The following is a 26,632-nucleotide window of genomic DNA, read 5'->3' on the forward strand; positions in this document are numbered from 1 at the left end:
CCCCCTGGCTCAAGGCCCACCCCGAGCTGCGCCAGCTGGTGAGCGAGGTGCTGGCCCAGGATCCGCGCCCCGCCTACAAGAAGGGCAAGCCGGACGACAAGGAGTACGGGGTCAGGCTGTTCGACGTCAACGTGCGCTTTCGCATCAGCGAGCCGACGTGCGAGGTGCTCGCCATCGAGCCTGCGAACTGAGCGCCCCGAACAGACAAAAAAACCACCCGTACGGGTGGTTTTTTTCTGCCTGACGATGGCCCTCAGCGACGTTGCAGCAGCAGGCTGCCGATGGAGTAGCCGGCCCCGAAGGAGCAGAGCACGCCGCGAGCCCCGCTCGGCAAGTCCTGGTTGAACAGGTGGAAGGCGATGACCGAGCCCGCCGAGCTGGTGTTGCCGTAGCGGTCCAGGATCACCGGCGCCTCCTGCTGGCTGGCATCGTGGCCCAGCAGCTTGCGCCCGATGAACTGGTTCATGGTGAGGTTGGCCTGATGGAGCCAGAGCCGGCTCAAGTCACCCGCCTCCCACCCCTGCTCGTCGAGCTGGGCGGCAATCTGCTCGCACACCAGGGGCAGCACCTCCTTGAACACCTTGCGCCCCTGCTGGCGGAACAGCTTGTCGTCCCCGTAGCGGGTGCGCGGACTGAAGCGGTTCAGGAAGCCGAAGTTGTTGCGGATGTTGTTGGAGTACTGGGTCACCAGCTTGCTCGCCACCAGCTGCCAGGGGTTGGCCACCTTGCAGTCGGATTCCCGCTCCAGCAGCACGGCAGTGCAGGCGTCGCCGAAGATAAAATGGCTGTCTCTGTCGCGAAAGTTGAGGTGGCCCGAGCAGATCTCCGGGTTCACTACCAGCGCCAGCCGGGCCGAGCCCGCCGCCAGCAGATCCGCCGCCGTCTTGATGCCGAAGGTGGCGGAGGAGCAGGCCACGTTCATGTCGAACGCCATGCCGCCCGCCCCCAGATAGTGCTGCAGCTCGATGGCCAGCGCCGGGTAGGGGCGCGGCATGTTGGAGGCCGCCACTATCACCAGATCGATCTCCCCCGGCTCGCGACCGGCGGCGATCAGTGCCTGCTCGGCGGCCGCCACCGCCATCTCCACCATGATGGAGGGCTGCTCATCCGGACGCTCCGCCAGCAGGGGCTGCATGATGTCGGGATCCAGCACCCCCTCGCGGCTCACCAGATAGCGGCTCTTGATGCCGGAGGCCTTCTCGATGAACTCGCAGCTCGAGTGCTGCTTGGGGGAGAGCTGGCCCGCGTCGATGGCGGAGGCGTTCTCCTCGTTGTAGAGATCCACGTACTGGTTGAAGGCGGCCACCAGCTCTTCGTTGCTGACGGCATGGGGCGGGGTATAGAGGCCCGAGCCACTGATTACGATAGAGGTCATCTTTGCTCCTGGCCGGGTGCAGTCCCGGCTTGTCTGTTTTTTAGGGTTCAGAGGATCACAGCTGGTCGATCGCAGCGGAGAGACCAGCCAGCGTCAGCGGGTGCATGCGCCCGCCAACCAATTCATTCATCAACTTGATGGAGGGGTGCCAGAGCCACTCCTGCCTGGGCAGAGGGTTGATCCACACCATCCTGGGGAAGTGGTGCTGCAAGCGCTCGAGCCACACCTGCCCCGGCTCCTCGTTCCAGTACTCCACGCTGCCCCCCGGCCAGGTGATCTCGTAGGGGCCCATCTTGGCGTCCCCCACGAAAATCACCCTGTAGTCGCTGCCATAGGTACGCAGCAGCCGCAGGGTGTCGAAGCGCTCCTCGGTGCGCCGGGCATTGTCCTGCCAGACGAAGTCGTAGAGGCAGTTGTGGAAGTAGAAGAACACCAGGTGCTTGAACTCGTGGCGCAGGGCCGAGAAGAGCCGCTGCACCTCGGCCACGTGGGCATCCATGGAGCCGCCCACGTCGAAGAAGACCAGCAGCTTGACGCCGTTGTGGCGCTCGGGCCGCAGCTTCACATCGAGCCAGCCCTGGCGGGCCGAGCTCTGGATGGTGTCGTCGAGATCCAGCTCGGAGGGGCTGCCCTTGCGCACCCAGCGCCTGAGCTTTCGCAGGGCCAGCTGGATGGCGCGCTGACCCAAAGCGTTCTCGTCGCTGAAGTTGCGATAATGGCGCGCCTCCCACACCTTGGTCGCCCGGCCATGCCGGCCCTCTCCCCCCAGGCGGATCCCTTCCGGGTGATAACCGCCGTGACCGAACGGGCTGCTGCCCCCGGTGCCCACCCACTTGTTGCCACCGGCGTGGCGCCCCTTCTGCTCGTGCAGGCGCTGTTTGAGGGTCTCCAGCAGCTTGTCGAGACCGCCAAGGGACTTGAGCAGGGCTTTCTCCTCCTCGCTCAGCAGCCGCTCGAACTCCTGGCGCAGCCACTCCTCCGGCAGGCTTTCTGGCAGCAGGGGAATGGCATCCAACCCCTCGTAGTATTCGGCAAAGGCGCGATCGAAGCGGTCCAGGTGCCCCTCGTCCTTGACCAGCACACAGCGGGCGAGCAGGTAGAACGCCTCCATGTCGACGCTGGCCAACCTGGCCGCCAGTGCCCCGTGCAAGTCCAGCAGCTCCCGCAGGCTGCAGGGAAGCTTGTGGCGGCGAAGATGGAGGAAGAAGTCGATGAGCATTCAGCCGCCGCGGCGCGCCAGGAAGGCGAGCTTCTCGAAGAGGTGCAAGTCCTGCTCCGTCTTGAGCAGGGCGCCGTAGAGGGCGGGCACCAGCTTGCCGGGCTCTCGGACACGCAGCGCCTCGGGGGCGATGTCATCGGCAAGCAGCAGCCGGATCCAGTCCAGCAGCTCGGAGGTGGAGGGTTTCTTGCGCAGCCCCTCGACGGCGCGCAGCTCGAAGAAGAGCTCCATCGCCTCGCTGAGCAGGCTCTCCTTGAGGGTCGGGTAGTGCAGACGGACGATGGCCTCCATCTCGGCCTTGTCGGGAAAGCGGATGTAGTGGAAGAAGCAGCGGCGCAGGAAGGCGTCCGGCAGCTCCTTCTCGTTGTTGGAGGTGATGATGACCACGGGGCGCTGGCGCGCCTTGACCCGCTCGCCAGTCTCGTAGACGTCGAATTCCATGCGATCCAGCTCCAGCAGCAGATCGTTGGGGAACTCGATGTCGGCCTTGTCGATCTCGTCGATGAGGAGCACCGGTCGCTGCTGGGCGCTGAACGCCTGCCACAGCTTGCCACGGCGGATGTAATGACCTATCTCCCCCACCCTCGGATCTCCGAGCTGGGAGTCCCGCAATCGCGCCACCGCATCGTATTCGTAGAGCCCCTGCTGGGCCTTGGTGGTGGACTTGATGTGCCAGCTGATGAGGTCAGCGCCGAGCGAGGCGGCCACCGCCTCGGCCAGCACCGTCTTGCCGGTACCGGGCTCACCCTTGATGAGCAGCGGCTTCTCCAGCACGATGGCGGCGTTGACGGCCATACTCAGTGACGTTGACGCGAGATAGCGGTCGCTTCCTGCAAATCCCATGAGATCCATTCCTTTGGTCGCCCGGGCACCGGGAGGCCCTTCGGCGAGAGAGAATAAGTTCTATATGTTCTAATAACATATTGTTATAACGATTCGTCACTTCTCATTCAGAAACCACAGGTTAATCTTGTTTCATCGCCTTAACAAACACAGGGATAGCACCATGAGCAAAATTTTTGAGGACAACAGCCAGACCATAGGCAATACCCCGCTTGTTCGTCTCAACCGTGTTACCAAGGGCCGCGTGCTGGCCAAGATCGAGAGCCGCAACCCGAGCTTCAGCGTCAAATGCCGTATCGGTTCAAACCTCATCTGGGATGCCGAGAAACGCGGTGTGCTGACCAAGGGCAAGGAGATCATCGAGCCTACCAGCGGTAACACGGGCATTGCCCTGGCGTTCGTGGCCGCAGCCCGTGGCTATCCCATCACCCTGACCATGCCGGCCACCATGAGCCTGGAGCGCCGCAAGCTGCTCAAGGCCCTGGGTGCCAATCTGGTGCTGACCGAAGGCCCCCTTGGCATGAAGGGCGCCATCGCCAAGGCCAACGAGATCCTCGAATCCGAGCCCGGCAAATACGTGCTGCTGCAACAGTTTGAAAACCCGGCCAACCCGGAAATCCACGAAAAGACCACAGGCCCCGAGATCTGGGAGGCCACCGATGGTGATATCGATGTATTCGTGGCTGGCGTTGGCACCGGCGGCACCATCACCGGGGTATCCCGCTACATCAAGCAGACCAAGGGCAAGGCCATCGTCTCCGTGGCGGTCGAACCCAGCGAGTCCCCCGTCATCAGCCAGAAGCTGGCAGGGGAAGAGATCAAACCGGGTCCGCACAAGATCCAGGGCATCGGTGCCGGCTTCATCCCGGGCAACCTGGACTTGAGCCTGCTGGACCGGGTCGAGCAGGTGAGCAGCGACGAGGCCATCGAGATGGCTCGCCGCCTGATGGAAGAGGAAGGGATCCTGGCCGGGATCAGCTCCGGCGCCGCTGTGGTTGCCGCCAACCGTCTGGCCGAGCAGCCGGAGTTCGAGGGCAAGACCATAGTCGTCATCCTGCCGAGCGCCGCCGAGCGTTACCTCTCCAGCGCCCTCTTCGCCGGCGTGTTCAGCGAGCAAGAGCTGCAACAGTAGTTGATCTGCTTACATCAAAACGACGGCGCTCCTCGGAGCGCCGTTTTCATTATGCGCTAAACTCAATAGCCATCAGCGTCAGTCGGCCCCTTATTTTTTGGGGTAAAATAACAAACTCCGCCATGACAAAAAAAGCAGACATTCTGTGATAAATCTCATATCCTGTGCGGCGTCACGAGGTGTTTACCGGCTAGGTATCACAAGGTAACAAAGTGTTATTTTTCGTTATAAATTAATTTCAGGCCAGTCCTGACGCGGCTTGTAGCGCGACAACGAAAAAAGACCTGGCCAAAACGCTGAATACTGCACAGAAAATTGACCTGGATTAAACCATTGCAGGTCTGATTTCGTTACTTTACAACATATCCATACTGACACGGTGAGACAGGAAGCCTCATTAGCGACCATCTCTCCACACAATATCAATAATATGGGGTGAAACCATGTACGAGAAGTCTGTTGTTATTACTGCTGAAAACGGCCTGCACACCCGTCCTGCAGCTCAGTTCGTGAAAGAAGCCAAAGAATTCCAAAGCGAGATCACTGTGGTCTCCGGTGGCAAATCCGCCAGCGCCAAGAGCCTGTTCAAGCTGCAGACCCTGGGTCTGACCAAAGGCACCAACGTGACCATCCAGGCCGACGGCCCGGACGCTCAGAAAGCCGTTGAGAAGCTGGTTGCCCTGATGGACGAGCTGGAGTAATCCAGCTTTATTCCTCCCCCACAGTCGTTTTAATAGGAAGGATTATGATATCTGGCATTCTTGCGTCCCCCGGTATCGCATTCGGCAAGGCGCTTCTTCTGAAAGAAGATGAAATCGTTATCAATCAAGGCAAGATTTCTGCCGACCAGATTGATGCCGAGATCAACCGCTTCCTCGAAGCCCGCACCAAGTCAGCCGCCCAGCTGGAAGCCATCAAAGAGATGGCCGGTCGCACCTTCGGTGAAGAAAAAGAGGCCATCTTCGAAGGCCACATCATGCTGCTCGAAGATGAAGAGCTGGAAGGGGATATCAGATCCTTCATCAAGGACAACAAGGCATCCGCCGACAAAGCCATCTTCGAGGTAATCGAACAGTACGCCAAGATGATGGCCGAGCTGGATGATCCTTACTTGCGCGAGCGCGCCACCGACTTCCGCGACATCGGTACCCGTCTGGTCAAAAACGTACTGGGCATCGCCGTTGTCAACCTGAGCACCATCGACGAAGAGGTCATCCTGGTCGCCAAAGACCTGACCCCGTCCGAAACTGCCCAGATCAACCTGAAATACGTGCTGGGCTTCGTCACCGACATCGGTGGCCGCACCTCCCACACCTCCATCATGGCCCGCTCCCTGGAGCTGCCGGCCGTCGTGGGCACCAACGACATCACCGAGCGCGTCAAGAACGGCGACATGCTGGTACTGGATGCGATCAACAACCAGGTCATCATCAACCCGACCGCCGATCAACTGAACGAAGCCAAGAAGTTCCAGGCCCAGTTCCAGGCCGAGAAAGACGAGCTGGCCAAGCTGAAAGATCTGCCCGCCATCACCCTGGATGGCCATCAAGTCGAAGTGTGCGCCAACATTGGTACCGTCAAGGATACCGAGGGTGCCATCCGCAATGGCGCCGAAGGCGTGGGTCTGTACCGCACCGAGTTCCTGTTCATGGACCGTGACGCGCTGCCGACCGAAGACGAGCAGTTCAAGGCCTACAAAGAAGTGGCAGAGGCCATGCCGGATCAGCCGATCATCGTCCGCACCATGGATATCGGCGGCGACAAAGAACTGCCCTACATGAATTTCCCGAAAGAGATGAACCCCTTCCTGGGCTGGCGTGCCGTGCGTATCTTCTTCGATCGCGCCGACATCATGAACGCCCAGCTGCGGGCCATCCTGCGCGCCTCCGCCTTCGGCAAGCTGCGCATCATGTTCCCGATGATCATCTCCGTCGAAGAGTTCCGCAGCCTCAAGGCCACCGTGGAGACGCTGAAAGCCGAACTGCGTGCCGAAGGCAAAGCCTTTGATGAATCCATCGAAGTGGGTATCATGATCGAGACCCCGGCCGCGGCCGTCATGGCTCATCATCTTGCCAAGGAAGTGGATTTCTTCAGTATCGGTACCAACGACCTGACCCAGTACACCCTGGCCGTCGACCGTGGTAACGAGATGATTTCCGCCATGTACAACCCGCTGTCACCCTCCGTCCTGACCCTGATCAAGATGGTGATCGACGCTTCCCATGACAATGGCAAGTGGACCGGTATGTGCGGTGAACTGGCTGGTGACGAACGTGCCACCCTGCTGCTGCTGGGTATGGGTCTGGATGAGTTCTCCATGAGCGCCATCTCTGTACCGCGTATCAAGAAGCTTATCCGCAACACCAACTTCGAAGATGTGAAGGCAATGGCAGACCAGGCCCTGAGCTATGCGACCGCCGCCGAAATCGAAGCCTGTGTAGATAACTTTATTAAGCAGAAGGCAGTCTGCTAAGATCGGCTGCAAACAGCGACAATCATCTCTAGGAGCTTTTACTATGGGTCTGTTTGATAAACTGAAGAAACTGGTTTCCGACGACAGTTCTGATACCGGCGGCATCGAAATCTTTGCCCCGCTGTCCGGCGAAATCGTGCCCATCGAAGATGTGCCTGACGTCGTCTTCGCCGAGAAGATCGTCGGTGACGGCATCGCCATCAAGCCGGCCGGCAACAAGATGGTTGCTCCGTGCGACGGTACCATCGGCAAGATCTTCGAGACCAACCACGCGTTCTCTCTGGAATCCGACTCTGGTATCGAGCTGTTCGTTCACTTCGGTATCGACACCGTCGAACTGAAAGGCGAAGGCTTCACCCGTATCGCTCAGGAAGGTCAACAGGTCAAGCGCGGTGATACCATCATCGAGTTCGATCTGGCCGTGCTGGAAGCGAAAGCGAAGTCCACCCTGACTCCTGTGGTCATCTCCAACATGGACGAGATCAAAGAGCTGGTGAAGATGACTGGTGCCGTGACCGTGGGCGAGACCCCGGTGATCCGCATCAAGAAATGATGCCCCTGGCCTGGTGCCAGTGACCGCAAAAAACCGAAGCCTGGTGCTTCGGTTTTTTTATGCCTGACTGTCGTAAACCCCGGCGTTGGATAAGGGATACGGCCCCTCATACAGGCCCTATGCCGGTGGGAAAGGGATCCTCATTCATCCCCCCATTGAAAAAGCCAGTCCGGAATCCCGGACTGGCTTTTTAGGATCTTGAGCCTGACAGACCCAGGCTCAGGGCAACACCACCCGGCTTTCGCCGCCGCCGAGGGCCTCCACCCTTATCTGCACACCGATCCGCTCCACCAGGGTCTGCACGTGGGAGATGACCCCGATCTGGCGGCCGGCCGCCTGCAGGGAGTCGAGGCTTGAGAGCGCCAGATCCAGGCTGTCGGGATCGAGCGTACCGAAGCCCTCGTCGATAAAGAGCGATTCGACCTGGGTCTGGCGCGACGACAGGCTGGAGAGGGCCAGCGCCAGCGCCAGCGACACCAGGAAGCTCTCGCCGCCGGAAAGGGAGTCCACCGAGCGCACCTCGTCCCCCATGTCGAGATCCACCACCTGAAGCGCCAGATCGGTACCGGGCACCCGCTCCAGCCGATAGCGGGGGGAGAGCTCGGCAAGCTGGGCGTTGGCCTCCAGCAGCAACCGCTCCAGGGTGAGGCTCTGGGCGAAGGTGCGCAGCTTGGCACCGCTGGCCGAGCCGATGAGATCGGAGAGCCGCTGCCAGTGATCCGCCACCGCCTGCTGGGCGGCCAGCTCCTCCTGCAGGGTGCCCGCCTTGATGGCCGCCGCCTCGGCCTGGGCCAGCGTGCTCTTGCACTGGAACAGCTGCTCGTCGAGGGCGCGGCAATGCGCCTCCAGCGCCGTCAACCGGCTGTCGAGCTCCTCTGGCGCCAACGCGGCCAGTTCGGGGTGATGCTCGCGGTAACGATCCCGCTTGCTCTCCTCCAGCGCCAGCGCCCGCTGCCGCTCGGTCAAACGGGTACGCGCCTCGGCGCGGGCATCCTCCAGCGCCTGCAAGGCGGCGCGGCGGGCCTTTAACTCATCCGGGCTCATGGCCAGCAGGCGGCGCAGGTCATATTCGGCAATGCCGAGGCTGCTGGCGTGGGCAGCCCAGCGCCCCAGCACCTCCCGCCGCCGCCGGCTGCTCACCTGCTTCTCCTGCTCCAGATGGCTGAGACGGGCCTTGAGCTCGGTCTGGCGCTCGCGCAGGGCGCGGGCCGCCCCCTGCATGGCCTCCAGATCGCTCGCCAGTTGCTGCAGCCGCTGCTGCCAGCGGCTCTCGACCAGGGCAATCTCCTCGCCCCCCAGACAGGTGGCGCGGCTGGTGACCATCCCCTGCCGTTGCTGTTCATGCTCCTTGTAGTCGCGCTCCAGCTTGTGCAGCAGCTCGCGCTGGGTCTGCAGGCGCGCCTCCTGGGCGCTCAGGGCCGGGGTGAGGCTGGCGATCTCGCCGGCCAGCCGCTCCCACTCGCTCTGGCCGTGCAGCCAGGCCTCGCAGGCCCGCTGCCACTCGTGCCACTGCTGGCTGCCCAGCCACTGACGCCAGGGCTGGCCCCCCATCTGCTCATCGAGCCGGCTGCCCCCCTGCTCGATGCGCTGGCGCAGGGTCGTCTCCTGCTCGCTCATCGCCTTCACCTCCCCTTCCAGGGCGATGCGCTGGCGGTCGGCCTCCTGCCACTGCTGCTCGAACTGCTGGTGCTGGCTGGCCAGCTGGCTCAGCTGCTGGCGCACGGCCTGCAACTGCTGCTGCCCCTGCTGGGCCTCGCGCAGTTGCTGCTGGCTTCGGGCCAGCCCCTGCTCCAGGCTCTGACCGCGGCCCAGCAGGATGCTCATCAGCTCGTTCCACTCAATTGGACTCTGACCTAGCGGCAGCGGATGGCCAAGCAGGGTATCGCCTCCGAGCTGTTGCCAGCGCAAGGTCAGCTGCTCGGCACGGGTATCCAGCTCAGGCAGATGTTGCTGGCGCACCGCCAACTGGCGGGCCAGCTCCTGACGCTCGCTCTCGCACTGAATGTATTGGTGATTGAGCCGCTCCCACTCGAGCTCCAGGCTGCGGGCACGCTCCGCCAGCTGCCCCAGAATGCCCGCCACCTGCGGCTGGCTCTGGTGATAGGGGTGCTCCTCGGCGCCGCAGAGCGGGCAAGGTTCTCCGTCGCGCAGGATGTGGCGATGCTGCTCGAAGCTGGCGATGGCGCGGGACTGCTCCAGCGCGTGGCGTGCCTCGTCCCGTTGCATGGCGAGCCGCTCACGGGCCGGCGCCAGTTCGTCGCCGAGGATGGCCAGCTTGCCGATCGCCTGCTCCAGCTGGGCGATCTCCTGCTGCAGGCGACCATGCTGCTCACCGTGATTGCGGCCATAGTCCGCCAGCTCCAGCAGCTGGCGCAGCTGGCCCAGCTGCTCGGTCTGCCCTTGCCACTGCTCCTGCGCCTTGGCGAGGCGGCTCTCCCATTGCTGCTCCTGCAATTCGTGCTGCTGTTGCTGCAGCCGCGCCTGCTCGCGCTGCCAGTAGTCGCGCTCCTGCTGCCCCTGCTCCAGCTGGTGTTGCAGTTGCCTGAGGGCGCGCAGCTTGTGTTCGCGCAGGGTGAGCAGCTGCTGCAGCCTGCCGGCATCTTCGGCCCAATCCTGCATGGCGGTGAGCAGGGGCTGCCATTGGCGGGCCACCGGCGCCAGCTCCTTGTGCTCCTCAAGCCAGGCGCCCCACTGCTGGTGCTGGGCCTTGAGCTGCTCCACCTGCTGGCGCTGCTGGTGCCAGCCCTGCTCCAGGGTGAGCTGCACCTCCCGCTCCTGCGTCCCCTCCTGCTGGATCTTCTGCAGTTGCTGCTGCTTTTCCCTAATGCGGGTATCGAGCTCCTGCGCCCGCTTGAGCTCGGGCTGCAGGGCGCCCCACTCGCGCTCGGCGGCGATCTTCTCCGCCAGCAGCTGCTGTTCGGTGAGGGCGCTCTGCTGAGTCTGCTCTTCCAGCTTGCCAAGCTCGGGGCCAAGCTCGGCGAGCAGTTTCTCCTGCTGCTGCACCTCCAGGGTGAGGCGGGCCAGCTCGTCGTGATCGGCGCGGGCCACCTGGGCCTGCTCGGCGCGGGCGAACTCCTCGCGCTCGGGGGCGGCCGCACCGTGGGCCGCCTCGGCCGCGGCCAAGGCCGCCTCCCCCTCCTGACAGGCCTGCTGCTGGGCGGCAATGCGACCGTTGAGATCACGCAAGTCCTGCATCATCTGCTGTTGCTGCTGCTCGTGCTTGAGGCTGGTGGCGAGGCTGACCTGCTGGCTCACCCACTGCTCGCGGGTCGCCTCGTCCATCAGCGCCACGTCGCCGAGCCGCTGGCTGATGGCGGCCAGTTGCTGCTGCTCCTCCCGCGCCCGTTCATGGGTTTGGATGGAAATGGCGGAGTAGAGCTCGGTGCCGGTCATCCGTTCGAGCAGGGCCGAACGCTCGTCGGCACTCGATTTGAGGAAGGCGGCAAACTCCCCCTGCGGCAGGATGACGGCGCGGCGAAACTGCTCCCAGGAGAGCCCCACCAGCTCGTCGATGCGATCCTGCAGCTCCCGCTTGCTGCCACTGAACACCTGGCCCGACGCCACGTCGGTCAGGCTGCGCTCCTGGGCCTGAAAGCGCCCCTCGGCGCGGTTGCGGGCCCGGCGCACCGCCCAGCGGGCCAGCCAGACGCGGCCGTCGCAGCCGCGAAACTGCACCTCGGCAAAACCGCTGGCGTGGCCGCGACTGAGGATGCCGCGCACGTCGTTGGCCTTGAGCTTCTCCTCGTCATCCATACGGCCCACTTCGGCCACGTTCTTGCGATTGGCGATAAAGCGCGGCATCTCATCAAAGAGCGCCAGGCAGATGGCATCGAGCAGGGTGCTCTTGCCGGCGCCGGTATTGCCGGTGATGGCAAACAGGCCGGCGGTCCCCAGGGCGCCACCGGCAAAATCGATGGTGAATTGACCGGTCAGGCTGGCAAGGTTCTCACCACTCAAAGAGAGGATCTTCATACGCCACACGCCTCCATCCATACCGACCCGATATCGCGCGTGCTCTTGCCCCCATCAGCCCGGGTATTGCCGGTGATGGCAAACAGGCCGGCGGCCCCCAGGGCGCCGCCGGCAAAATCGATGGCGAATTGATCGGTCAGGCTGGCCAGATTCTCCCCTGACAGCGACAAGATTTTCATGCATTGGCCTCCTTCACCTGCTCCAGGATCTCTTCAAACGACGCCACCAGCTCAGCCTCCGGCTCTCCGTCAAACTGACGCTGATAGCAAAGGCGGAACACTTCTGTGGGGGAGAGCTCATCGAGCCGGCGCTGGCCGGCGCCGTCCGCCAGCCCTTGGCCCGAGCCCTGATAACTGGTCGTGATGCGGGCCAGGCGCACCGGCTTGTCGCCGATGGCGGCCAGCACGCGCTCGCGGATGCGGGCCTCGGGTTTGGGCAGCAGCAGCCGCACCTCGAGGAAGGGCTGCGCCTGCTGCGGGCAAGCGGGCAGCGCCAGCGCCTCGATAGCTTTGAGTGCCTCGTCGAGGCCGCTCTGGGGCAGCCGGATCATCTGTACCGCGCGGGGTACCGGGATCCGCTCAAGCCTAGCCAGCTTGCCTCTCACAAACGTCACCTCCAGCACCTGATGGTTGTAGTTCGCCTCGGCCAGCGAGAGGGGCAGCGGCGAGCCGCTGTAGTACACCCCCTCGGCCGGGCTCTGGGCCAGATGCAGGTGACCCAGCGCCGTGTAGTCGGCAGCGGCAAACAGCTCGGCAGGCAGGGCATGCTGGTTGCCGCCGAGCACCCGCCGCTCGGAGAGCTCGGAGAGCTGGCCCGCCGCCAGATAGGCGTGGCCCATGGCGATGAGGGCCTGATCCGGATTGCAGCGCGCCCGCCCCTCCGTCAGCACCGCCTCATAGACCTGGCGTACCCCTTCGATGAGCCTGTCCTGCCCCTCGCTCAGCCCTTCCGGACGCAGATCGCTGCTGCGCAGAAACGGCACGGCAGCGCACCAGGCGGCCACCTCGCCGTTTTTGCCTCGCAGCGGCACCAGCAGACGCTCGGTCTCGAGGCGCCCCTCGTCGTCCCGGCTGATGCTGCCCACCAGATGCAGGTCGAAGGCGCGCAGCAGCTCGTGGGGGGCATCCAGCTTGGAGGGGGAGTCGTGGTTGCCGCCGATCAGCACCATCTCCAGTGCCGGGTGCTCGGCGCGCAGACGTGCCAGGAAGCGGTAGAGCTGCTGCCAGGCGCTGGCGGGGGGGTTGGCGGTGTCGAACAGATCGCCCGCCACCAGCAGGGCGTCGATGTCACGGCTCTTGATGGTGTCGGCCAGCCAGTCGAGGAAGGCGTCGTGTTCGAAGCGGCGGTCGTGGCCATGGAGTTGGTGGCCAAGGTGCCAGTCGGCTGTATGCAGGATCTTCATGAAAAAGCGGCTCGAAATGAAAGAGGAGGCAGCGGTGCCGCCCGATGCAGACAAGATGAGGATATGCCCCTCGCTTTTCAAGCAAAAGGGAGGTGACCGCCAGAGTCAGACGGGCTGGTAGTGCATCTCGTACTGGAGGTGTTGGGTCAGGGGATCCGCCACTTCCTCCCCGATCAGAAAGCCGTGGCGGCGATAGAAGCGCACCGCCGGCTCGTTTTCCACGAAGACCCGGGTATGGAGCGCCCGCCCCCGGGACTTGGCCTCCTGCAGCAGGGCGTGCCCCACTCCGCGCCCCTGGCGGTCGGGGCGCACGAAGAGGGCGGCGAGGTAGTCGTCTACCAGCGCCATGAAGCCGAGCAGATCGCCGCGCTCCTCGAACACCCAGATGCGGGCATGATCGAGATAGCGGGTGCGGAGCTCCTCCTGAGCCTGCCACCAGCAGGAAGCGTCGACGAAATCGTGGGCCTGCAAGGATGCCAGCAGCCAGATCTCGACGATCTCTTCCATGTCTTCCGGCCGGCTCTGTCTCAACATAGTCGCATCCTTGTTAACAATTCGAACACTCGCAGTCTAGGGGAGTTCGACCGGGGGACGGGCGGTCAACGTGAGGCCATGTGAAGTCGATCGCCCTTTATTTAGCGAGAATGATTGGCTGATCACAAAGCGCCTCTCTAGTACAATGCCCGCCGGACAATCTAGAGACCGAGGACGCCATGTGGTTTAAAAACCTGCAGATTTATCGCTTTACCCGCCCCTTTGACCTGACCGTCGAGCAGCTGGAAACCCAGCTGGAGGCCTGTGCCTTCACCCCCTGCGGCAGCCAGGACATCTCCCGGTTCGGGTGGGTCAAGCCCCTTGGCAAATTCGGCTCCACCCTGACCCACAGCGCCTCCGGCCACATCCTCGTCTGCGCCCGCAAGGAGGAGAAGATGCTGCCCGGCACCGTGGTCAAGGAGATGCTGGCGGAGAAGGTAGAGGCGATCGAGTTCGAGCAGGGGCGCGCCCTCAAGAAGAAAGAGAAGGAAGCGCTGAAAGAGGAGATCATGCACACCCTGCTGCCGCGCGCCTTCAGCCGTACCAGCCAGACCTTCGCCTGGATCAGTCCGGCCGACAACCTGATGGTGGTGGATGCGGGCTCCGCCAAGAAGGCGGACGATCTGCTGGCCCTGCTGCGCAAGTCCATCGGCTCCCTGCCGGTGGTGCCGGTGGCCCTGAAGAACCCGCCCGAGATCACCATGACCGAATGGCTCAACGAGGGCAACCTGCCCGCCGCCTTCACCCTGGAGGACGAGGCCGAGCTGCGCAGCGCCATGGAGCACGGTGGCATCATCCGCTGCAAGCAGCAGGATCTGATGAGCGAGGAGATCAAGAATCACCTGGCCAACGACAAGCTGGTGACCAAGCTGGCCCTCAACTGGGGCGAGACCCTGAGCTTCGTGCTGGGGGATGACCTCTCCATCAAGCGCCTGAAGTTCAGCGAAGAGCTGCGCGAGCAGAACGACGACGTCACCAGCGAGGATCCCGCCGCCCGTCTGGACGCCGACTTTGCCCTGGTCACCGCCGAACTCTCCCAGTTCATCCCGGCCCTGTTTGCCGCCCTGGGTGGGGAAGAGCAGTCCATCTAGTCCGCCGGCTGGCGACAGAAATCATCGTAAAAAAACCGCCGGATGGCGGTTTTTTTTATGCCCCGGCTCAGAGTGCCCCCCGCTCCTGCAACAGCCGGTGCAGGCGCTCGGCCAGGGTGCGATACCCCGGCGCATTGAGGTGCACGGCGTCGGACTTGAGCTCGGGGCGTCGCAGCAGGTCGCCGATGCTGTCGTTGTCCAGCACCAGGCCGTACTGCTCCGCCAGCTCCTCGTAGAGGGGAGCGCCCTCGGCAAACAGGGATTTTCGGGGCACACCCACCAGCACCAGCTGGGCGCCGCTGCTCTGCACCTCCTCTATCATGGCGGCGAGGTTGGCCTTGAGCGCCCCCTCCCCGCTACCGCGCAAGATATCGTTGCCCCCTTCCAGCAGGATGACCAGGGCGGGCCTGTGTTCCGCCAGCAACCCCGGCAGGCGGGCCCTGCCGGCCTGGCTCAGCTCCCCCGACACCCCGCCATTGATGACGGGATGACCGGTCAGACTCGCCAGCACGCCGGGGTAGCTCTGGGCCGCGCTCGCGCCTCGCCCTTCGGTCAGGCTGTCCCCGAAGGCCAGTATGGTCTCCCCCGCCCCCAGGGGCCTGAGCGCCGGCTCCCCGCAGGCGGCCAGCAGCAGACAGAGCAGCGCCAGGATGCCGCCCCTTCCTTCCAGCGTTTCGAGTCTCATGGTGTGCCTCCTGACAGATTTGTAACCATATGAGTATTAAAGACAATCTTTTCATCAGGCTCCAAGTGTGACACATTCCGACAAGTGAACAAGAAACCGACAAGGAGTTTGTCATGTCCCTCAAACCTCTCGGCCTGCTGGTCGCCCTTGGCCTGCTCGCCGGCTGCGCCCCCCAGAATGGCTTCCACTATGTGCCCCCACCCCAGACCCTGACCGCCCCCGAAGCGGCCAGCGGCTGGACTGACAAGCCAGGCTGGCAGGGTCGCCACTTCATGGTGGCCGCGGCCAATCCGCTGGCAGTGGACGCGGGCTACCAGATCGTCAAGGCGGGGGGCAGCGCCGTCGATGCGGCCATCGCCGTCCAGCTGGTGCTGACCCTGGTGGAGCCGCAATCCTCCGGCATCGGTGGCGGCTCCCTCATGCTGGTGTGGGACGGCAAGCGGGTGGCCGCGGTGGATGGCCGGGAGACGGCGCCTCTGGCTGCCACGGATCAGCTGTTCATGCAGGATGGCAAGCCCATGGCCTTCTACGACGGCGTGGTGGGGGGCCGCTCGGTCGGCGCCCCCGGCACGGTGCGCGCCCTGGCCCTGGCCCACGAGCGGTATGGCAAGCTGCCCTGGGCTAGCTTGTTCGAACCCGCCATCACCCTCGCAGAGCAAGGGTTTGTGATAAGCCCCCGCCTCGCCACCCTGCTCGCCAAGGAGCCCTATCTCGCCAAGGACCCAGAGGCCCGCGCCTACTTCTATCAGGCGGACGGCACGCCCAAGACGGCGGGTACCAAGCAAACCAACCCGGCCCTGGCCAGGGTGCTGCGCACCCTGGCAAGCCAGGGGCCGGACGCCTTTTATCGCGGGCCGCTGGCGGATGCCATGGTGGCCAAGGTGCGCAGCCACCCCACCAACCCGGGGGTGCTGGCGGCGGCCGATCTCGCCAGCTACCGCGCCAAGCTGCGGGACGGGCTCTGCTTTGACTATCGCCAGAGCGAGGTGTGCGGCTTCCCGACCCCCTCCTCCGGTACCCTGGCCCTCGGCCAGATCTTCGGCATGCTGGAGAGCCGCGACATGGCGGCGCTCAAGCCCGTACAGGGGCCGGACGGCAGGCTCGCCGCCTCCAGCGACGCCATCCACCTCTACAGCGAGGCGGCGCGGCTCGCCTTCGCGGATCGCAACCAGTACGTGGCCGACGGCGACGTCGTCTCCGTACCGGTGCAGGGCATGCTGGACAAGAGCTATCTGGCGGAGCGGGGTCGCCTCATCGGCAACCGCTCCATGGGGGTCGCCAAGCCCGGTACCCCGCCCAGGGCGCTGGCCATGGGCCGTGACGCCACCCCGGAACTTACCTCCACCAGCCACATCTCCATCGTGGATGGCAGCGGCATGGCGGTCTCCATGACCAGCTCCATCGAGGACGGCTTCGGTTCGCGACTGATGGTCAACGGCTACCTGCTGAACAACCAGCTCACCGACTTCTCCTTCACCTCGGTGGACGCGGCCGGCCTGCCGGTGGCCAACCGGGTGGAGCCGGGCAAGCGCCCCCGCTCCTCCATGTCGCCCCTGCTGGTGTTTGACAAGCAGAGCGGCGAGCTCGAGATGAGCCTGGGTTCCCCGGGGGGCTCCGCCATCATCAACTACGTGGGCAAGGCGCTGCTCGGTACCCAGGACTGGGGACTGACTTTGCAGCAGGCCATCGACCTGCCGAACTTTGGCAGCCGCAACGGCCCCACCGAGCTGGAGCAGGGGCGCACGCCCGACGCCGTGGTCCAGGGGCTGAAAGCCAGGGGACACGAGATCCTGCTCAATGAGCAGACCTCGGGGCTGCAGGGGGTGCAGCGCAATGCCGGCGGCTGGCTGGGGGCCGCGGATCCGAGACGCGAGGGGGTGGCCAGGGGCGACTAGCCCCTGTTGACTCACCCTATGCCGGCAAGGGTGCCAGCAGCGAGAGCCCCGCGCTTTTGCCACGCCAGAAAAACCAAGGCCACCCGAGGGTGGCCTTGTCGTTGCTCGCGTCACGCGCCCTGGCTCACACCCCGAGGCGATCGCGCAGGGTATACCAGGCGGCCCCGGCGGCGGTGAAGGGGATGCGGAACAGCCGGCCACCCGGGAAGGGGTAGTGAGGCAGCTTGGCAAAGGCATCGAAACGCTCCGCCTGACCGCTCAGCACCTCGGAGAGCAGCTTGCCCGCCAGATGGGTACAGGTGACGCCGTGGCCGCTGTAACCCTGCATGTAGTAGATGTTGTGGCCGATGCGGCCAAACTGCGGCAGGCGCGACAGGGTCAGCAGGAAGTTGCCGGTCCAGGTGTACTCCACCTTGACGTCGGCGAGCTGGGGGAAGGTTTTCAGCATCTTGGGGATGATCAGCCGCTCGATGTCGGCAGGATCCCGCGCACCATAGACCACGCCGCCACCGTAGAGCAGGCGGTGATCCCCTGTGGTGCGGTAGTAGTCCAGCAGGTAGTTGCAATCCTCCACGCAGTAGTTTTGCGGCAACAGCGAGCGGGCCCGCTCCTCCCCCAGCACCTCGGTGGCGATCACCTGGGTACCGCAGGGCATGCTCTTGCCGGCAAGCTCGGGCACCAGGTTGCCGAGGTAGGCGTTGCCAGCCACCACCACGTAGCGCGCCTTCACCGCGCCCTTGGCGGTCTTCACCAGCGGGCTCTGGCCCGGTGTAATGCTGGTCACGGCGGATTGCTCGAAGATGAGTCCCCCCTGCATGCGAATCGCCTCCGCCTCCCCCAGCGCCAGGTTCAGGGGGTGGATGTGGCCGCCGCTCTTGTCGAGCAGGGCGCCGACGTAGCGATCGCTCGCCACCACCTCGCGCACCCCGTCGGCATCGAGCAGCTCCAGCTTGTCGTTGCCCCACTTCTGCCAGCGTTCCTGCTGTGCCTTGAGCTCGTGCAGCTGCTTCTCGGTCTCGGCGGCGAACACGCCCCCCTCCTGCAGATCGCACTGGATGTTGTAGCGCTTGATGCGATCGCGAATGATCTGGCCCCCTTCAAACAACATGGAACCGAGCAGCCTGGCCTGTTCCGGCGGGCAGTTCGCTTCTATGGTGTCGATGTCGCGGCTGTAGGAGTTGACGATCTGGCCGCCGTTGCGGCCGCTGGCGCCAAAGCCGATGCGGGCCGCCTCCAGTACCACCACCTTGTAGCCCTTCTCCACCAGATGAAGGGCGCTGGAGAGGCCGGTGTAACCCGCCCCGATGACGCAGACGTCGCACTCAAGCTGCTCGGTGAGCATGGGATAGGGGGCGTGCTGGTTGGCACTGGCTGCGTAGTAACTCTTTACATGTTCGGTCATGATCCCTGTTTCCTTACCGGTTCTTTTCCAAAACGACACTTTTCCAGAACGACACTAGAAGTTGGCCGGGGTGTGGGCGCTGACGATGCGACAGACCTGCCCCGACGGATTGCTGAAACTGTGGGGTTCGCCTGTGTCTATCACATAGCTGTCCCCGGCGCTGAGCGCATAGGTCTGCCCGGCCAGGGTCAGCAGCACCGACCCCTCCAGCACGGTGCCGACCTCCTCCCCCAGGTGTTTGACCTGGCCCCCGGTGTCCGTGCCCGGGGCATAGGTCTCCAGCATGAAGCCGAGCTGGCGACGGTTGTTGCCGTTGTGCACCAGCTTCATGGAGACCCCCTGGCTGCCCAGCTCGATGAGCTGATCCGCCTTGATCACCACGCTCGGCGTCTGCTGCTCCTCCTCGGCGAAGAAGCGCGACAGCGGCAGCGCGTAGACACTCAGCAGCTTCTGCAGGGAGGCCACCGAGGGGCTCACCTTGTTCTGCTCTATCATGCAGATGGCGCCGTGGGTCAGGCCGCTCAGCTCGGCCGCCCGGCGCTGGGAGAGCCCGAGGCCCCGGCGGATCTGGGCGAGACGCTCCCCCATGCTCTTGTCCATCTCTTTGTCAGCCAAGGGGTTATCCGTCATGGTCCGCCACTGGACCTCTCCATGGGGTTGCTGCATCGTCCATCTCCTTAATTGCCATTCGAATACCTGGTGACGGTTGGTTAAAATAGTGCATCAACGCCGGTGCCCTGTTCACTATCCTGCACAATCCCATCCGTTCATTATTTTGCACACCCGAGACGACATAAAACGCAACAATCGCTCAATTAGCCTCATTTCTAGCATGCCAGACCCCGTACACTCAAATATATTTAACACTTGAAAAACATTTCGGCTCAATTTATGGTCGTCATGTGCTTATTATTCTATACGGCGTGTCCACCGGACGAGTGAACCGCCCTGACCCACAATCGAGGCTTCCCATGTCAGCATCACAACCTGCTCTCTCCTTGATCAAATCCCTTGCCTATGTCGATGGCCGCTGGTGCGAGGCCCGGGGCGGACACCGGTTCGAGGTTCTGAACCCAGCGACCGGCCAGGTCATCACCCAGGTACCGGACATGGACGGGGAAGACACCCGCGCCGCCATCGCGGCGGCCCACCAGGCGCAGCCCGCCTGGGCGGCCCTCACCGCCAAGGAGCGCAGCAGCAAGCTCTACGCCTGGTTCGAGCTCATCATGGCCAATCAGGAGGAGCTGGCCCGCATCATGACCTGCGAGCAGGGCAAACCGCTGGCCGAAGCCAAGGGAGAGGTGGCCTATGGCGCCAGCTTCATCCAGTGGTTCGCCGAAGAGGGCAAGCGCGCCTATGGCCGCACCATTCCCGGCTTCTCCGGTGATCGGCGTCTGGCCACCATCAAGCAGCCGGTGGGGGTCGTGGCCGCCATCACCCCCTGGAACTTCCCCATCGCCATGATCACCCGCAAGGCGGGCCCGGCGCTGGCCGCCGGTTGCACCATCGTCATCAAGCCCGCCGCCGAGACTCCCCTCAGCGCCCTGGCACTGGCGGCCCTCGCGGAGCAGGCGGGCATCCCTGCCGGGGTCATCAACATCATCACCTCTCACCAGGCGAGCGCGGTGGGCGACGAGCTGTGCAACAACAAGACGGTGCGCAAGCTCTCCTTCACCGGTTCGACCCGCATCGGCAAGCTCCTGATGCGCCAGTGCGCCGACACCATGAAGCGCCTCTCCCTGGAACTCGGCGGCAACGCCCCCTTCATCGTGTTTGACGATGCGGACCTCGACGCCGCCGTGGCCGGGGCACTCGCCTCCAAGTACCGCAATGCCGGCCAGACCTGTGTCTGCGCCAACCGCATCCTGGTGCAATCGAGTGTCTATGACGCCTTCGCCGACAAGCTGGCGGCCGCGGTGCGTGGCTTCAAGGTCGGAGATGGCATGGGGGAAGGCACCCAGATAGGCCCCCTCATCAACCCGGCCGCCGCCGACAAGGTGGCCAGCCTGGTCAAGCAGGCCGAGGCAGCCGGTGCCCGGGTGCTGGTGGGCGGCAGCCCCCACCCCGCCGGCCCCCTCTTCTATCACCCCACCATCCTGACCGGGGTCGAGCAGGGCAACCCCATCCTGGACGAGGAGATCTTCGGACCCGTCGCCCCCCTGGTGCGCTTCGAGACCGAGGCCGAGGCCATCGCGCTGGCCAACGACACCCCCTATGGCCTGGCCGCCTACTTCTATGGCCGCGACGTGGCCCGGGTATGGCGCGTGGCGGAGCAGCTCGAGTACGGCATGGTGGGTATCAACGAGGGGATCATCTCAACCGAGCTGGCGCCCTTTGGCGGCATCAAGGAGTCGGGCCTGGGCCGCGAAGGGGCGGCTGAAGGGCTGGAGGAGTACCTGGAGACCAAATACCTCTGCTTTGGCGGCATTCGCTAAGGCACGCGGGGCAGTCAGGAGCACCTGACCACCCCTTCGTTTTATCGACAGCAAGGGGGCGCACCGGCCACCGTCAGAGGTCATCAGACCCGACAGCACGCCGACTGCGCCCCCCACCGGACATGCCGCCCTGCCCATGGCAGGCAGCGGATGCAATTGATAGCCAGATGGCACAGGAATATCGGGGCACATGCCCTTCAGGGAGGAAAAATGAGTCATTCAAGCAACAACCAGAGCTGGCAGGCCCGCCGTGAAGCGGCCGTAGTCCAGGGCGTCGGCACCCTGCTGCCGGTCTTCATCGATCGGGCGCAGAACGCCGAGCTGTGGGACGTGGAGGGTAACCGCTACATCGATTTCGCTTCCGGCATCGCCGTGCTCAACACCGGCCACAACCATCCGAAAGTGGTGGCGGCGGTGCGCGCCCAGCTGGAGAAATTCAGCCACACCTGCTTCCAGGTCACCCCCTACTCCGGCTACATCGAGCTGGCGGAGAAACTGAACGACCTGGTGCCCGGCCCCACGCCGAAGCGTACCCTGTTCCTCTCCACCGGCGCCGAGGCGGTGGAAAACGCCATCAAGATCGCCCGTGCCCACACCGGCCGTAGCGGCACCATCGCCTTCAAGGGAGGCTTCCACGGCCGCACCATGATGGGCATGGCGCTCACCGGCAAGGTGGTTCCCTACAAGACCGGCTTCGGCCCCTTCCCGGGCGAGGTCTATCACCTCCCCTTCCCCGCCGATTACCTGGGAGTGAGCGAAGCGGACGCCCTGGCCGCGCTGGATCTCTGCTTCAGCGCCGACATCGAGCCCGCCCGGGTCGCCGCCATCATCATCGAGCCGGTGCAGGGCGAGGGGGGCTTCTATGCCGCTTCCCCGAGCTTCCTGCAGCGCCTGCGCCAGATCTGCGATCAGCACGGCATCCTGCTCATCTGTGACGAGATCCAGACCGGTTTCTGTCGCACCGGCAAGACCTTCGCCACCGAATACAGCGGCGTCGAACCGGACATCATGACCCTCGCCAAGAGCCTGGCCGGCGGCTTCCCCCTCTCCGCCGTGGTCGGCAAGGCCGACATCATGAACTCGGCCAAGCCGGGTGGCCTCGGCGGCACCTATGCCGGTTCCCCCATCGCCTGCGCCGCCGCCCTGGCCGTGCTGGAGGTGATCGAGGAGGAGCGTCTCAACCAGAAAGCCCAGGCCCAGGGCGAGCAGATCAAGACCCGCCTGCTCCAGCTGGCCGAGCGGTTTGACTGCATCGGCAACATCCGCGGCCCGGGTGCCATGGTGGCCATGGAGCTGGTCAAGGAGCGGGATGCCACCAGGCCGGATCCGGACCTCACCAAGCGGCTGGTAGCCGAGGCGGGCAAGCGCGGCCTGGTCCTGCTGGCCTGCGGTGTGCGCGGGAACGTCATCCGTTTCCTCGCCCCCCTGACCGCACCGGCGGCCATCGTCGACGAGGGGCTCGATCTGCTCGAGCAATCCCTGTTGGCATCCCTGGCCTGATACGGAAGAAAGCGTTCGCTTATTTGTGCAAAAAAATGCGTTTTTGCTCCCTTGATATGCTTGTCAAGGGGGCAACACGAATGCACAATGCGCCGCCGTATTCAAGGACCGCCCGCTCATCGGAGCCCGGTTCTTTTTTTGCGCCAAACAAATCCATAACGAGGCCGGAACCGACCGGAAATGATAGCGAGATGGACAGCCATCTCACGACACCCGCTTCTTAGTGAGGAACACCATGGGGCATATCACCGCTTTACTGCCGGCCCTCGCCGGTCAGCGCCATCCAGCCGAACAAGGGCATGGCGCCCCCTCTGCTCAGCATGACATCTCCGTCAGCCTGATCCCGTCGGTCCGTTTCGAGGGGAACCCATAATGACTGCGCAACCCACCGCTCTGAAGAAAAGCCTGAAACTCTGGCACGTGGTCATCATGGGGCTGGCCTACCTCACCCCCATGGCGGTGTTCGACACCTTCGGCATCGTCACCGAGATCACCGAAGGCCATGTGCCCACCGCCTACCTGTTCGCCCTCATCGGCATGCTGTTCACCGCCATGAGCTACGGCCATCTGGTGCGCAAGTTCCCCTCGGCGGGTTCCGCCTACACCTATGCCCAGAAGGTGTTCCACCCCTATGTCGGCTTCATGGTGGGCTGGGTCTCCCTGCTCGACTACATGTTCATGCCGATGATCAACATGCTGCTGGCCAAGATCTACATGGAGGCCCTGTTCCCGAACGTGGAGCCCTGGACCTACATCTTCGCCCTGGCCGCCGTGATGACGGCCCTGAACCTGCGCGGCATCAAGCTGGTGGCGAACTTCAACAGCCTGATCGTCATGATGCAGTTCAGCATCATCGCCGTCTTCATCGGGCTTATCGCCTGGGGCGTCTACAACGGTGAGGGCATGGGAACCGTGGCCAGCAGCCGTCCCTTCTTCTCCGAGCAGATGCACATCAACCCCCTGCTGACCGGCGCCTCCATCCTGTGCCTGTCGTTCCTGGGTTTTGATGCCATCAGCACCCTGTCGGAAGAGACCCCGGACGCGGATCGCGTGATCCCCCGCGCCATCGTGCTGACCGCGCTGATCGGCGGCGTGCTGTTCGTCACCACCTCCTACTTCCTGCAGCTGTTCTTCCCGGACATCTCCCGCTTCCAGCAGCCGGATGCGGTCCTGCCCGAAATCGCCCTCTATGTGGGTGGCACCCTGTTCCAGGCGGTGGTACTGGTGTGCACCACGGTGGCGGTGCTGGCTTCCGGCCTGGCCTCCCACGCCGGCGTGTCGCGTCTGCTCTACGTGATGGGGCGGGATCGCGCCCTGCCTGCGCGCTTCTTCTCCTACGTCCATCCCAAGTGGCAGACTCCGGCGCTCAACGTGCTGCTGGTGGGTACCCTGGCCCTCTCCGCCGTGTCGTTTGACCTGGAGATCGCCCTGGCCCTGATCAACTTCGGCGCCCTGGTGGCCTTCACCTTCGTCAACCTGGCGGTGATTGCCCACTTCTACGTGAAGCTCGGCCACAACAAGACCCTCAAGGATCACCTGCTGTTCCTGCTGCTGCCCCTGTGCGGTGCCGCCTGCATCGGCGTGCTCTGGCTCAATCTGGAACCCGCCTCCTTCGAGCTGGGCCTGGTCTGGGCGGCGCTCGGTGCCCTCTACCTGCTGCTGCGCCTGACCGTCTTCCGGGTCCGGCTCGGCCGCCCCGAGAGCGATGCCTCCTGATCCCTCCCCTGGAGCCCGCCCCATGCGGGCTCCAGCTTTTTCCTCCCGCCAGTCCATCCGCCCTTCTGGTGAGTATCTTGTCATTTTCCCCTGGATCTGGCTGCGAAGTGACTGCTTGCACTGGAAACAAAATCCCTTCTGACGGCCTTTTTTGCTTGTCTCCTCCCCCCCCTGAGGGCACAATACGGCGCCCTTTGAGAGCCGATGTTGTTGCGACATCGGTTCTTTGCTTTTTAAGGGGCACACCACCATCCACCAAGAGGCCGGACCTTGTGCCGGAATTGATACCGAGATTGCCAAACAATCTCCCGACGTTGTGAGGAAAAACATGGGGCATTTCACTGCTTTCCTGCCGGTCCCCGCCGGCGTGCGCCATCCGTCTGTCACCCAGACCGGCGCCCCCTGTGTCCAGCGAGGCCTGCGCGCTTCCCTGATCCCGTCCGATCTCGCCCCCGTGGCCTGTGCAGAGGAGAAAGCGTGATGGCCGGTGCCAAGCTGCTCAAGACGCTCACCCTGTTCCAGGTGGTGGTGATGGGTCTGGCGTACCTCACCCCCATGGCGGTGTTCGATACCTTCGCCATCGTCGGCGACATCACTGACGGCCGCGTGGCCACAGCCTATCTGCTGGCGCTGGGCGGCATCCTGCTGACCGCCTTCAGCTACGGCCACCTGGTGCGCCGCTTCCCCTCCGCGGGCTCTGCCTATACCTACGCCCAGAAGGTGTTCAACCCCTACGTCGGTTTCATGGTCGGCTGGTCTTCCCTGCTCGACTACATGTTCATGCCGATGATCAACATCCTGCTGGCCAAGATCTACCTGACCGCCATGTTCCCGAACGTCGATCCCTGGATCTTCATCTTCGGCCTGGTCACCGTGATGACCTTCCTGAACCTGCGCGGCATCAAGCTGGTGGCGAACTTCAACGGCGCCATCGTCTTCATCCAGATCGCCATCATCATCACCTTCCTCGGCCTCATCGCCTGGGGTCTGAGCCAGGGTGAGGGTGCCGGCACCCTGATGAGCAGCCGTCCTTTCCACGTGGAGTCCGCCAGCATGCTGCCGCTGTTTACCGGCGCCACCATCCTCTGCTTCTCCTTCCTGGGCTTCGACGGCCTGAGCTCCCTCTCGGAAGAGACCCCGAACGCCGGCAAGGTGATCCCCAAGGCGATCGTGCTGACTGCCCTCATCGGCGGCATCATCTTCGTGACCGTCTCCTACAGCCTGCAGCTCTACTTCCCGGATCTGGCCCGCTTCAAGGAGCCTGACGCCGTGCTGCCGGAGATCGCCCTCTACGTGGGCGGCACCCTGTTCCAGAGCATCGTGCTGGTGTGCACCACGGTGGCGGTGCTCGCCTCCGGCATGGCCGCCCACGCCGGCGTTTCCCGCATCCTCTACGTGATGGGGCGCGATCGCATGATCCCCGAGCGGGTGTTCGGCTACATCCACCCGACCTGGCGCACCCCGGCCATCAACGTGCTGCTGGTGGGCGCCCTGGCGCTCTCCGCGGTGTCGTTCGATCTGGACATGGCCCTGGCTCTGGTGAACTTCGGCGCCCTGGTGGCCTTCACCTTCGTCAACCTGTCGGTCATCGGCCAGTTCTGGGTCCGCGAGAAGCGCAACAAGAGCCTGAAAGATCACCTGCTCTACCTGGTGCTGCCGCTGCTGGGGGCCGCCACCATAGGCGCCTTGTGGATCAACCTGGAGCAAAGCTCCCTGGAGCTCGGCCTCATCTGGGCGGGGATCGGGGTGGCCTACCTCTTCCTGCGCATCGCGGTGCTGCGCATTCCCTTCCGTCAGTACGAGGAAGCGACCGACGGCCAGTAAGCGGCCAGCGACACGCAAAGCAGAACGTCACGCCAAGCAAAAGGGGAGCCCATAGGCTCCCCTTTTTACATCCACGCCCTCTTGCGGCGCATTCGTCGGTCCGGCAACTCAGTATGCGCCGCTGTGGCGCAGCACGGCCCTGCCCGCCGCCTGGGCCGGATCGTCCACGACGTTTTCCACCCGCTGCCTGGTGTTCTTCGCCTTGCGATAGGCATCGTCCACCCCGGTGGCCTGGGCCGCCTTGCGCTTGGCGTAGTCCCCCGGGTTGTCGACCGCATCCTCCACCCGCTGCCGGGTGTTCTTCGCCTTGCGATAGGCGTCGTCCACCCCGGTGGCCTGGGCGGCCTTGCGCTTGGCGTAATCCCCCGGGTTGTCGACGGCATGCTCGACCCGCTGCTTGGTGCTGGCCGCCGAACAGCGGCTGTTGACCCCGGTCGCGCTGTTGACGGCCGAGCCAATCGCCACGTCCTTGGCGCTGCAACCGGAAGAGAGGAGGTTGGCCTGGGCCGGGAGGGCGCAGAAGGCCAGGGGGAGGAGGAGAAGGGACCAGGGTTTCATGACGACATGCTTCATGACAGACT

At 64.1% G+C, this 26,632-nt stretch carries 22 protein-coding genes and 1 pseudogene; 12 read left to right on the forward strand and 11 right to left on the reverse strand.

The window, feature by feature from the left end; translation table 11 throughout:
* A pseudogene (locus tag BN1136_RS06375) lies at positions 1-191 on the forward strand (tRNA (N6-threonylcarbamoyladenosine(37)-N6)-methyltransferase TrmO); the annotation flags it as partial.
* A 62-nt stretch (positions 192-253) separates the two neighbouring features.
* Here the strand turns inward: BN1136_RS06375 and BN1136_RS06380 are convergent.
* The 3 genes from BN1136_RS06380 to BN1136_RS06390 are packed head-to-tail and all read right to left on the reverse strand — an operon-like array spanning position 254 to position 3,437.
* Positions 254-1,375: a beta-ketoacyl-ACP synthase III gene (locus BN1136_RS06380; protein WP_043759003.1), complete on the reverse strand. Its 1,122-nt coding sequence runs from the start codon at positions 1,373-1,375 to the stop codon at positions 254-256.
* 55 nt (positions 1,376-1,430) lie between these two features.
* On the reverse strand, positions 1,431-2,594 hold the full coding sequence (locus BN1136_RS06385; protein ID WP_043759002.1) for a vWA domain-containing protein: 1,164 nt from the start codon (positions 2,592-2,594) through the stop codon (positions 1,431-1,433).
* The gene (locus BN1136_RS06390; protein ID WP_043759001.1) at positions 2,595-3,437 is read right to left on the reverse strand and encodes an AAA family ATPase; all 843 of its coding nucleotides are present in this window, start codon (positions 3,435-3,437) and stop codon (positions 2,595-2,597) included.
* A gap of 163 nt (positions 3,438-3,600) precedes the next feature.
* Here BN1136_RS06390 and cysK point away from each other — a divergent pair, with 163 nt between their 5' ends.
* From cysK to crr, 4 genes are all read left to right on the forward strand, one after another.
* The gene (gene cysK / locus BN1136_RS06395; protein ID WP_043759000.1) at positions 3,601-4,569 is read left to right on the forward strand and encodes a cysteine synthase A; all 969 of its coding nucleotides are present in this window, start codon (positions 3,601-3,603) and stop codon (positions 4,567-4,569) included.
* A gap of 443 nt (positions 4,570-5,012) precedes the next feature.
* The gene (locus tag BN1136_RS06400) at positions 5,013-5,270 is read left to right on the forward strand and encodes an HPr family phosphocarrier protein (protein ID WP_005303128.1); all 258 of its coding nucleotides are present in this window, start codon (positions 5,013-5,015) and stop codon (positions 5,268-5,270) included.
* Between the two features lie 44 nt (positions 5,271-5,314).
* Positions 5,315-7,042, forward strand: coding sequence for a phosphoenolpyruvate-protein phosphotransferase PtsI (ptsI, locus tag BN1136_RS06405; protein WP_043758998.1), 1,728 nt, complete (start codon positions 5,315-5,317; stop codon positions 7,040-7,042).
* A gap of 43 nt (positions 7,043-7,085) precedes the next feature.
* Positions 7,086-7,595, forward strand: coding sequence for a PTS glucose transporter subunit IIA (gene crr, locus BN1136_RS06410; RefSeq protein WP_010673569.1), 510 nt, complete (start codon positions 7,086-7,088; stop codon positions 7,593-7,595).
* A gap of 219 nt (positions 7,596-7,814) precedes the next feature.
* On the opposite strand, the gene BN1136_RS06415 is transcribed toward crr, so the two are convergent.
* From BN1136_RS06415 to BN1136_RS06430, 4 genes are all read right to left on the reverse strand, one after another.
* Positions 7,815-11,567 carry an AAA family ATPase gene (locus BN1136_RS06415; protein ID WP_043758997.1) on the reverse strand — a complete coding sequence of 1,251 codons (3,753 nt, stop codon included), beginning with the start codon at positions 11,565-11,567 and terminating at the stop codon, positions 7,815-7,817.
* Complete coding sequence (locus BN1136_RS06420) at positions 11,564-11,746, reverse strand: hypothetical protein (protein ID WP_043758995.1); 183 nt, start codon at positions 11,744-11,746, stop codon at positions 11,564-11,566. The genes BN1136_RS06415 and BN1136_RS06420 overlap by 4 nt, the downstream gene beginning before the upstream one ends.
* Positions 11,743-12,969 carry an exonuclease SbcCD subunit D C-terminal domain-containing protein gene (locus tag BN1136_RS06425; RefSeq protein WP_043758994.1) on the reverse strand — a complete coding sequence of 409 codons (1,227 nt, stop codon included), beginning with the start codon at positions 12,967-12,969 and terminating at the stop codon, positions 11,743-11,745. Before BN1136_RS06425 ends, BN1136_RS06420 begins: the two co-directional genes overlap by 4 nt.
* Positions 12,970-13,074: 105 nt before the next feature.
* Complete coding sequence (locus tag BN1136_RS06430) at positions 13,075-13,503, reverse strand: GNAT family N-acetyltransferase (RefSeq protein ID WP_043758992.1); 429 nt, start codon at positions 13,501-13,503, stop codon at positions 13,075-13,077.
* A gap of 179 nt (positions 13,504-13,682) precedes the next feature.
* Here BN1136_RS06430 and rdgC point away from each other — a divergent pair, with 179 nt between their 5' ends.
* Positions 13,683-14,594 carry a recombination-associated protein RdgC gene (rdgC, locus tag BN1136_RS06435; RefSeq protein ID WP_043758991.1) on the forward strand — a complete coding sequence of 304 codons (912 nt, stop codon included), beginning with the start codon at positions 13,683-13,685 and terminating at the stop codon, positions 14,592-14,594.
* Positions 14,595-14,661: 67 nt separating this feature from the next.
* Here the strand turns inward: rdgC and BN1136_RS06440 are convergent, their stop codons facing one another.
* Positions 14,662-15,279 carry a GDSL-type esterase/lipase family protein gene (locus tag BN1136_RS06440; RefSeq protein WP_043808218.1) on the reverse strand — a complete coding sequence of 206 codons (618 nt, stop codon included), beginning with the start codon at positions 15,277-15,279 and terminating at the stop codon, positions 14,662-14,664.
* Positions 15,280-15,392: 113 nt separating this feature from the next.
* Between BN1136_RS06440 and ggt the strand changes: the two genes are divergently transcribed.
* Positions 15,393-17,174, forward strand: coding sequence for a gamma-glutamyltransferase (gene ggt, locus BN1136_RS06445; protein ID WP_043808221.1), 1,782 nt, complete (start codon positions 15,393-15,395; stop codon positions 17,172-17,174).
* 124 nt (positions 17,175-17,298) lie between these two features.
* Here ggt and BN1136_RS06450 read toward each other — a convergent pair whose 3' ends face one another.
* Positions 17,299-18,576, reverse strand: a complete 1,278-nt coding sequence (locus tag BN1136_RS06450; protein WP_043758989.1) for an NAD(P)/FAD-dependent oxidoreductase — start codon at positions 18,574-18,576, stop codon at positions 17,299-17,301.
* A gap of 54 nt (positions 18,577-18,630) precedes the next feature.
* Positions 18,631-19,242, reverse strand: a complete 612-nt coding sequence (gene puuR / locus BN1136_RS06455) for an HTH-type transcriptional regulator PuuR (protein ID WP_043758987.1) — start codon at positions 19,240-19,242, stop codon at positions 18,631-18,633.
* Positions 19,243-19,547: 305 nt separating this feature from the next.
* Between puuR and BN1136_RS06460 the strand changes: the two genes are divergently transcribed.
* The 5 genes from BN1136_RS06460 to BN1136_RS06475 all read left to right on the forward strand — a co-directional run bounded on the left by BN1136_RS06460 (position 19,548) and on the right by BN1136_RS06475 (position 26,051).
* Positions 19,548-21,011 carry an NAD-dependent succinate-semialdehyde dehydrogenase gene (locus tag BN1136_RS06460; protein WP_043758986.1) on the forward strand — a complete coding sequence of 488 codons (1,464 nt, stop codon included), beginning with the start codon at positions 19,548-19,550 and terminating at the stop codon, positions 21,009-21,011.
* A 210-nt stretch (positions 21,012-21,221) separates the two neighbouring features.
* Entirely contained in the window at positions 21,222-22,511 is a 1,290-nt protein-coding gene (gene gabT / locus BN1136_RS06465) for a 4-aminobutyrate--2-oxoglutarate transaminase (RefSeq protein ID WP_043758985.1), read from the forward strand.
* Positions 22,512-22,883: 372 nt separating this feature from the next.
* Entirely contained in the window at positions 22,884-24,227 is a 1,344-nt protein-coding gene (locus BN1136_RS06470) for an APC family permease (RefSeq protein WP_043758983.1), read from the forward strand.
* A 328-nt stretch (positions 24,228-24,555) separates the two neighbouring features.
* Entirely contained in the window at positions 24,556-24,708 is a 153-nt protein-coding gene (locus BN1136_RS20380; protein WP_167332219.1) for a hypothetical protein, read from the forward strand.
* Positions 24,708-26,051 carry an APC family permease gene (locus BN1136_RS06475; RefSeq protein WP_043758981.1) on the forward strand — a complete coding sequence of 448 codons (1,344 nt, stop codon included), beginning with the start codon at positions 24,708-24,710 and terminating at the stop codon, positions 26,049-26,051. Before BN1136_RS20380 ends, BN1136_RS06475 begins: the two co-directional genes overlap by 1 nt.
* A gap of 108 nt (positions 26,052-26,159) precedes the next feature.
* Here the strand turns inward: BN1136_RS06475 and BN1136_RS06480 are convergent, their stop codons facing one another.
* The gene (locus BN1136_RS06480; protein ID WP_134695846.1) at positions 26,160-26,624 is read right to left on the reverse strand and encodes a hypothetical protein; all 465 of its coding nucleotides are present in this window, start codon (positions 26,622-26,624) and stop codon (positions 26,160-26,162) included.
* Between the last annotated feature and the right edge of the window lie 8 nt (positions 26,625-26,632).

This window comes from Aeromonas taiwanensis (genome assembly GCF_000820165.1).
GTDB classification, from domain to species: Bacteria; Pseudomonadota; Gammaproteobacteria; order Enterobacterales; family Aeromonadaceae; genus Aeromonas; species Aeromonas taiwanensis.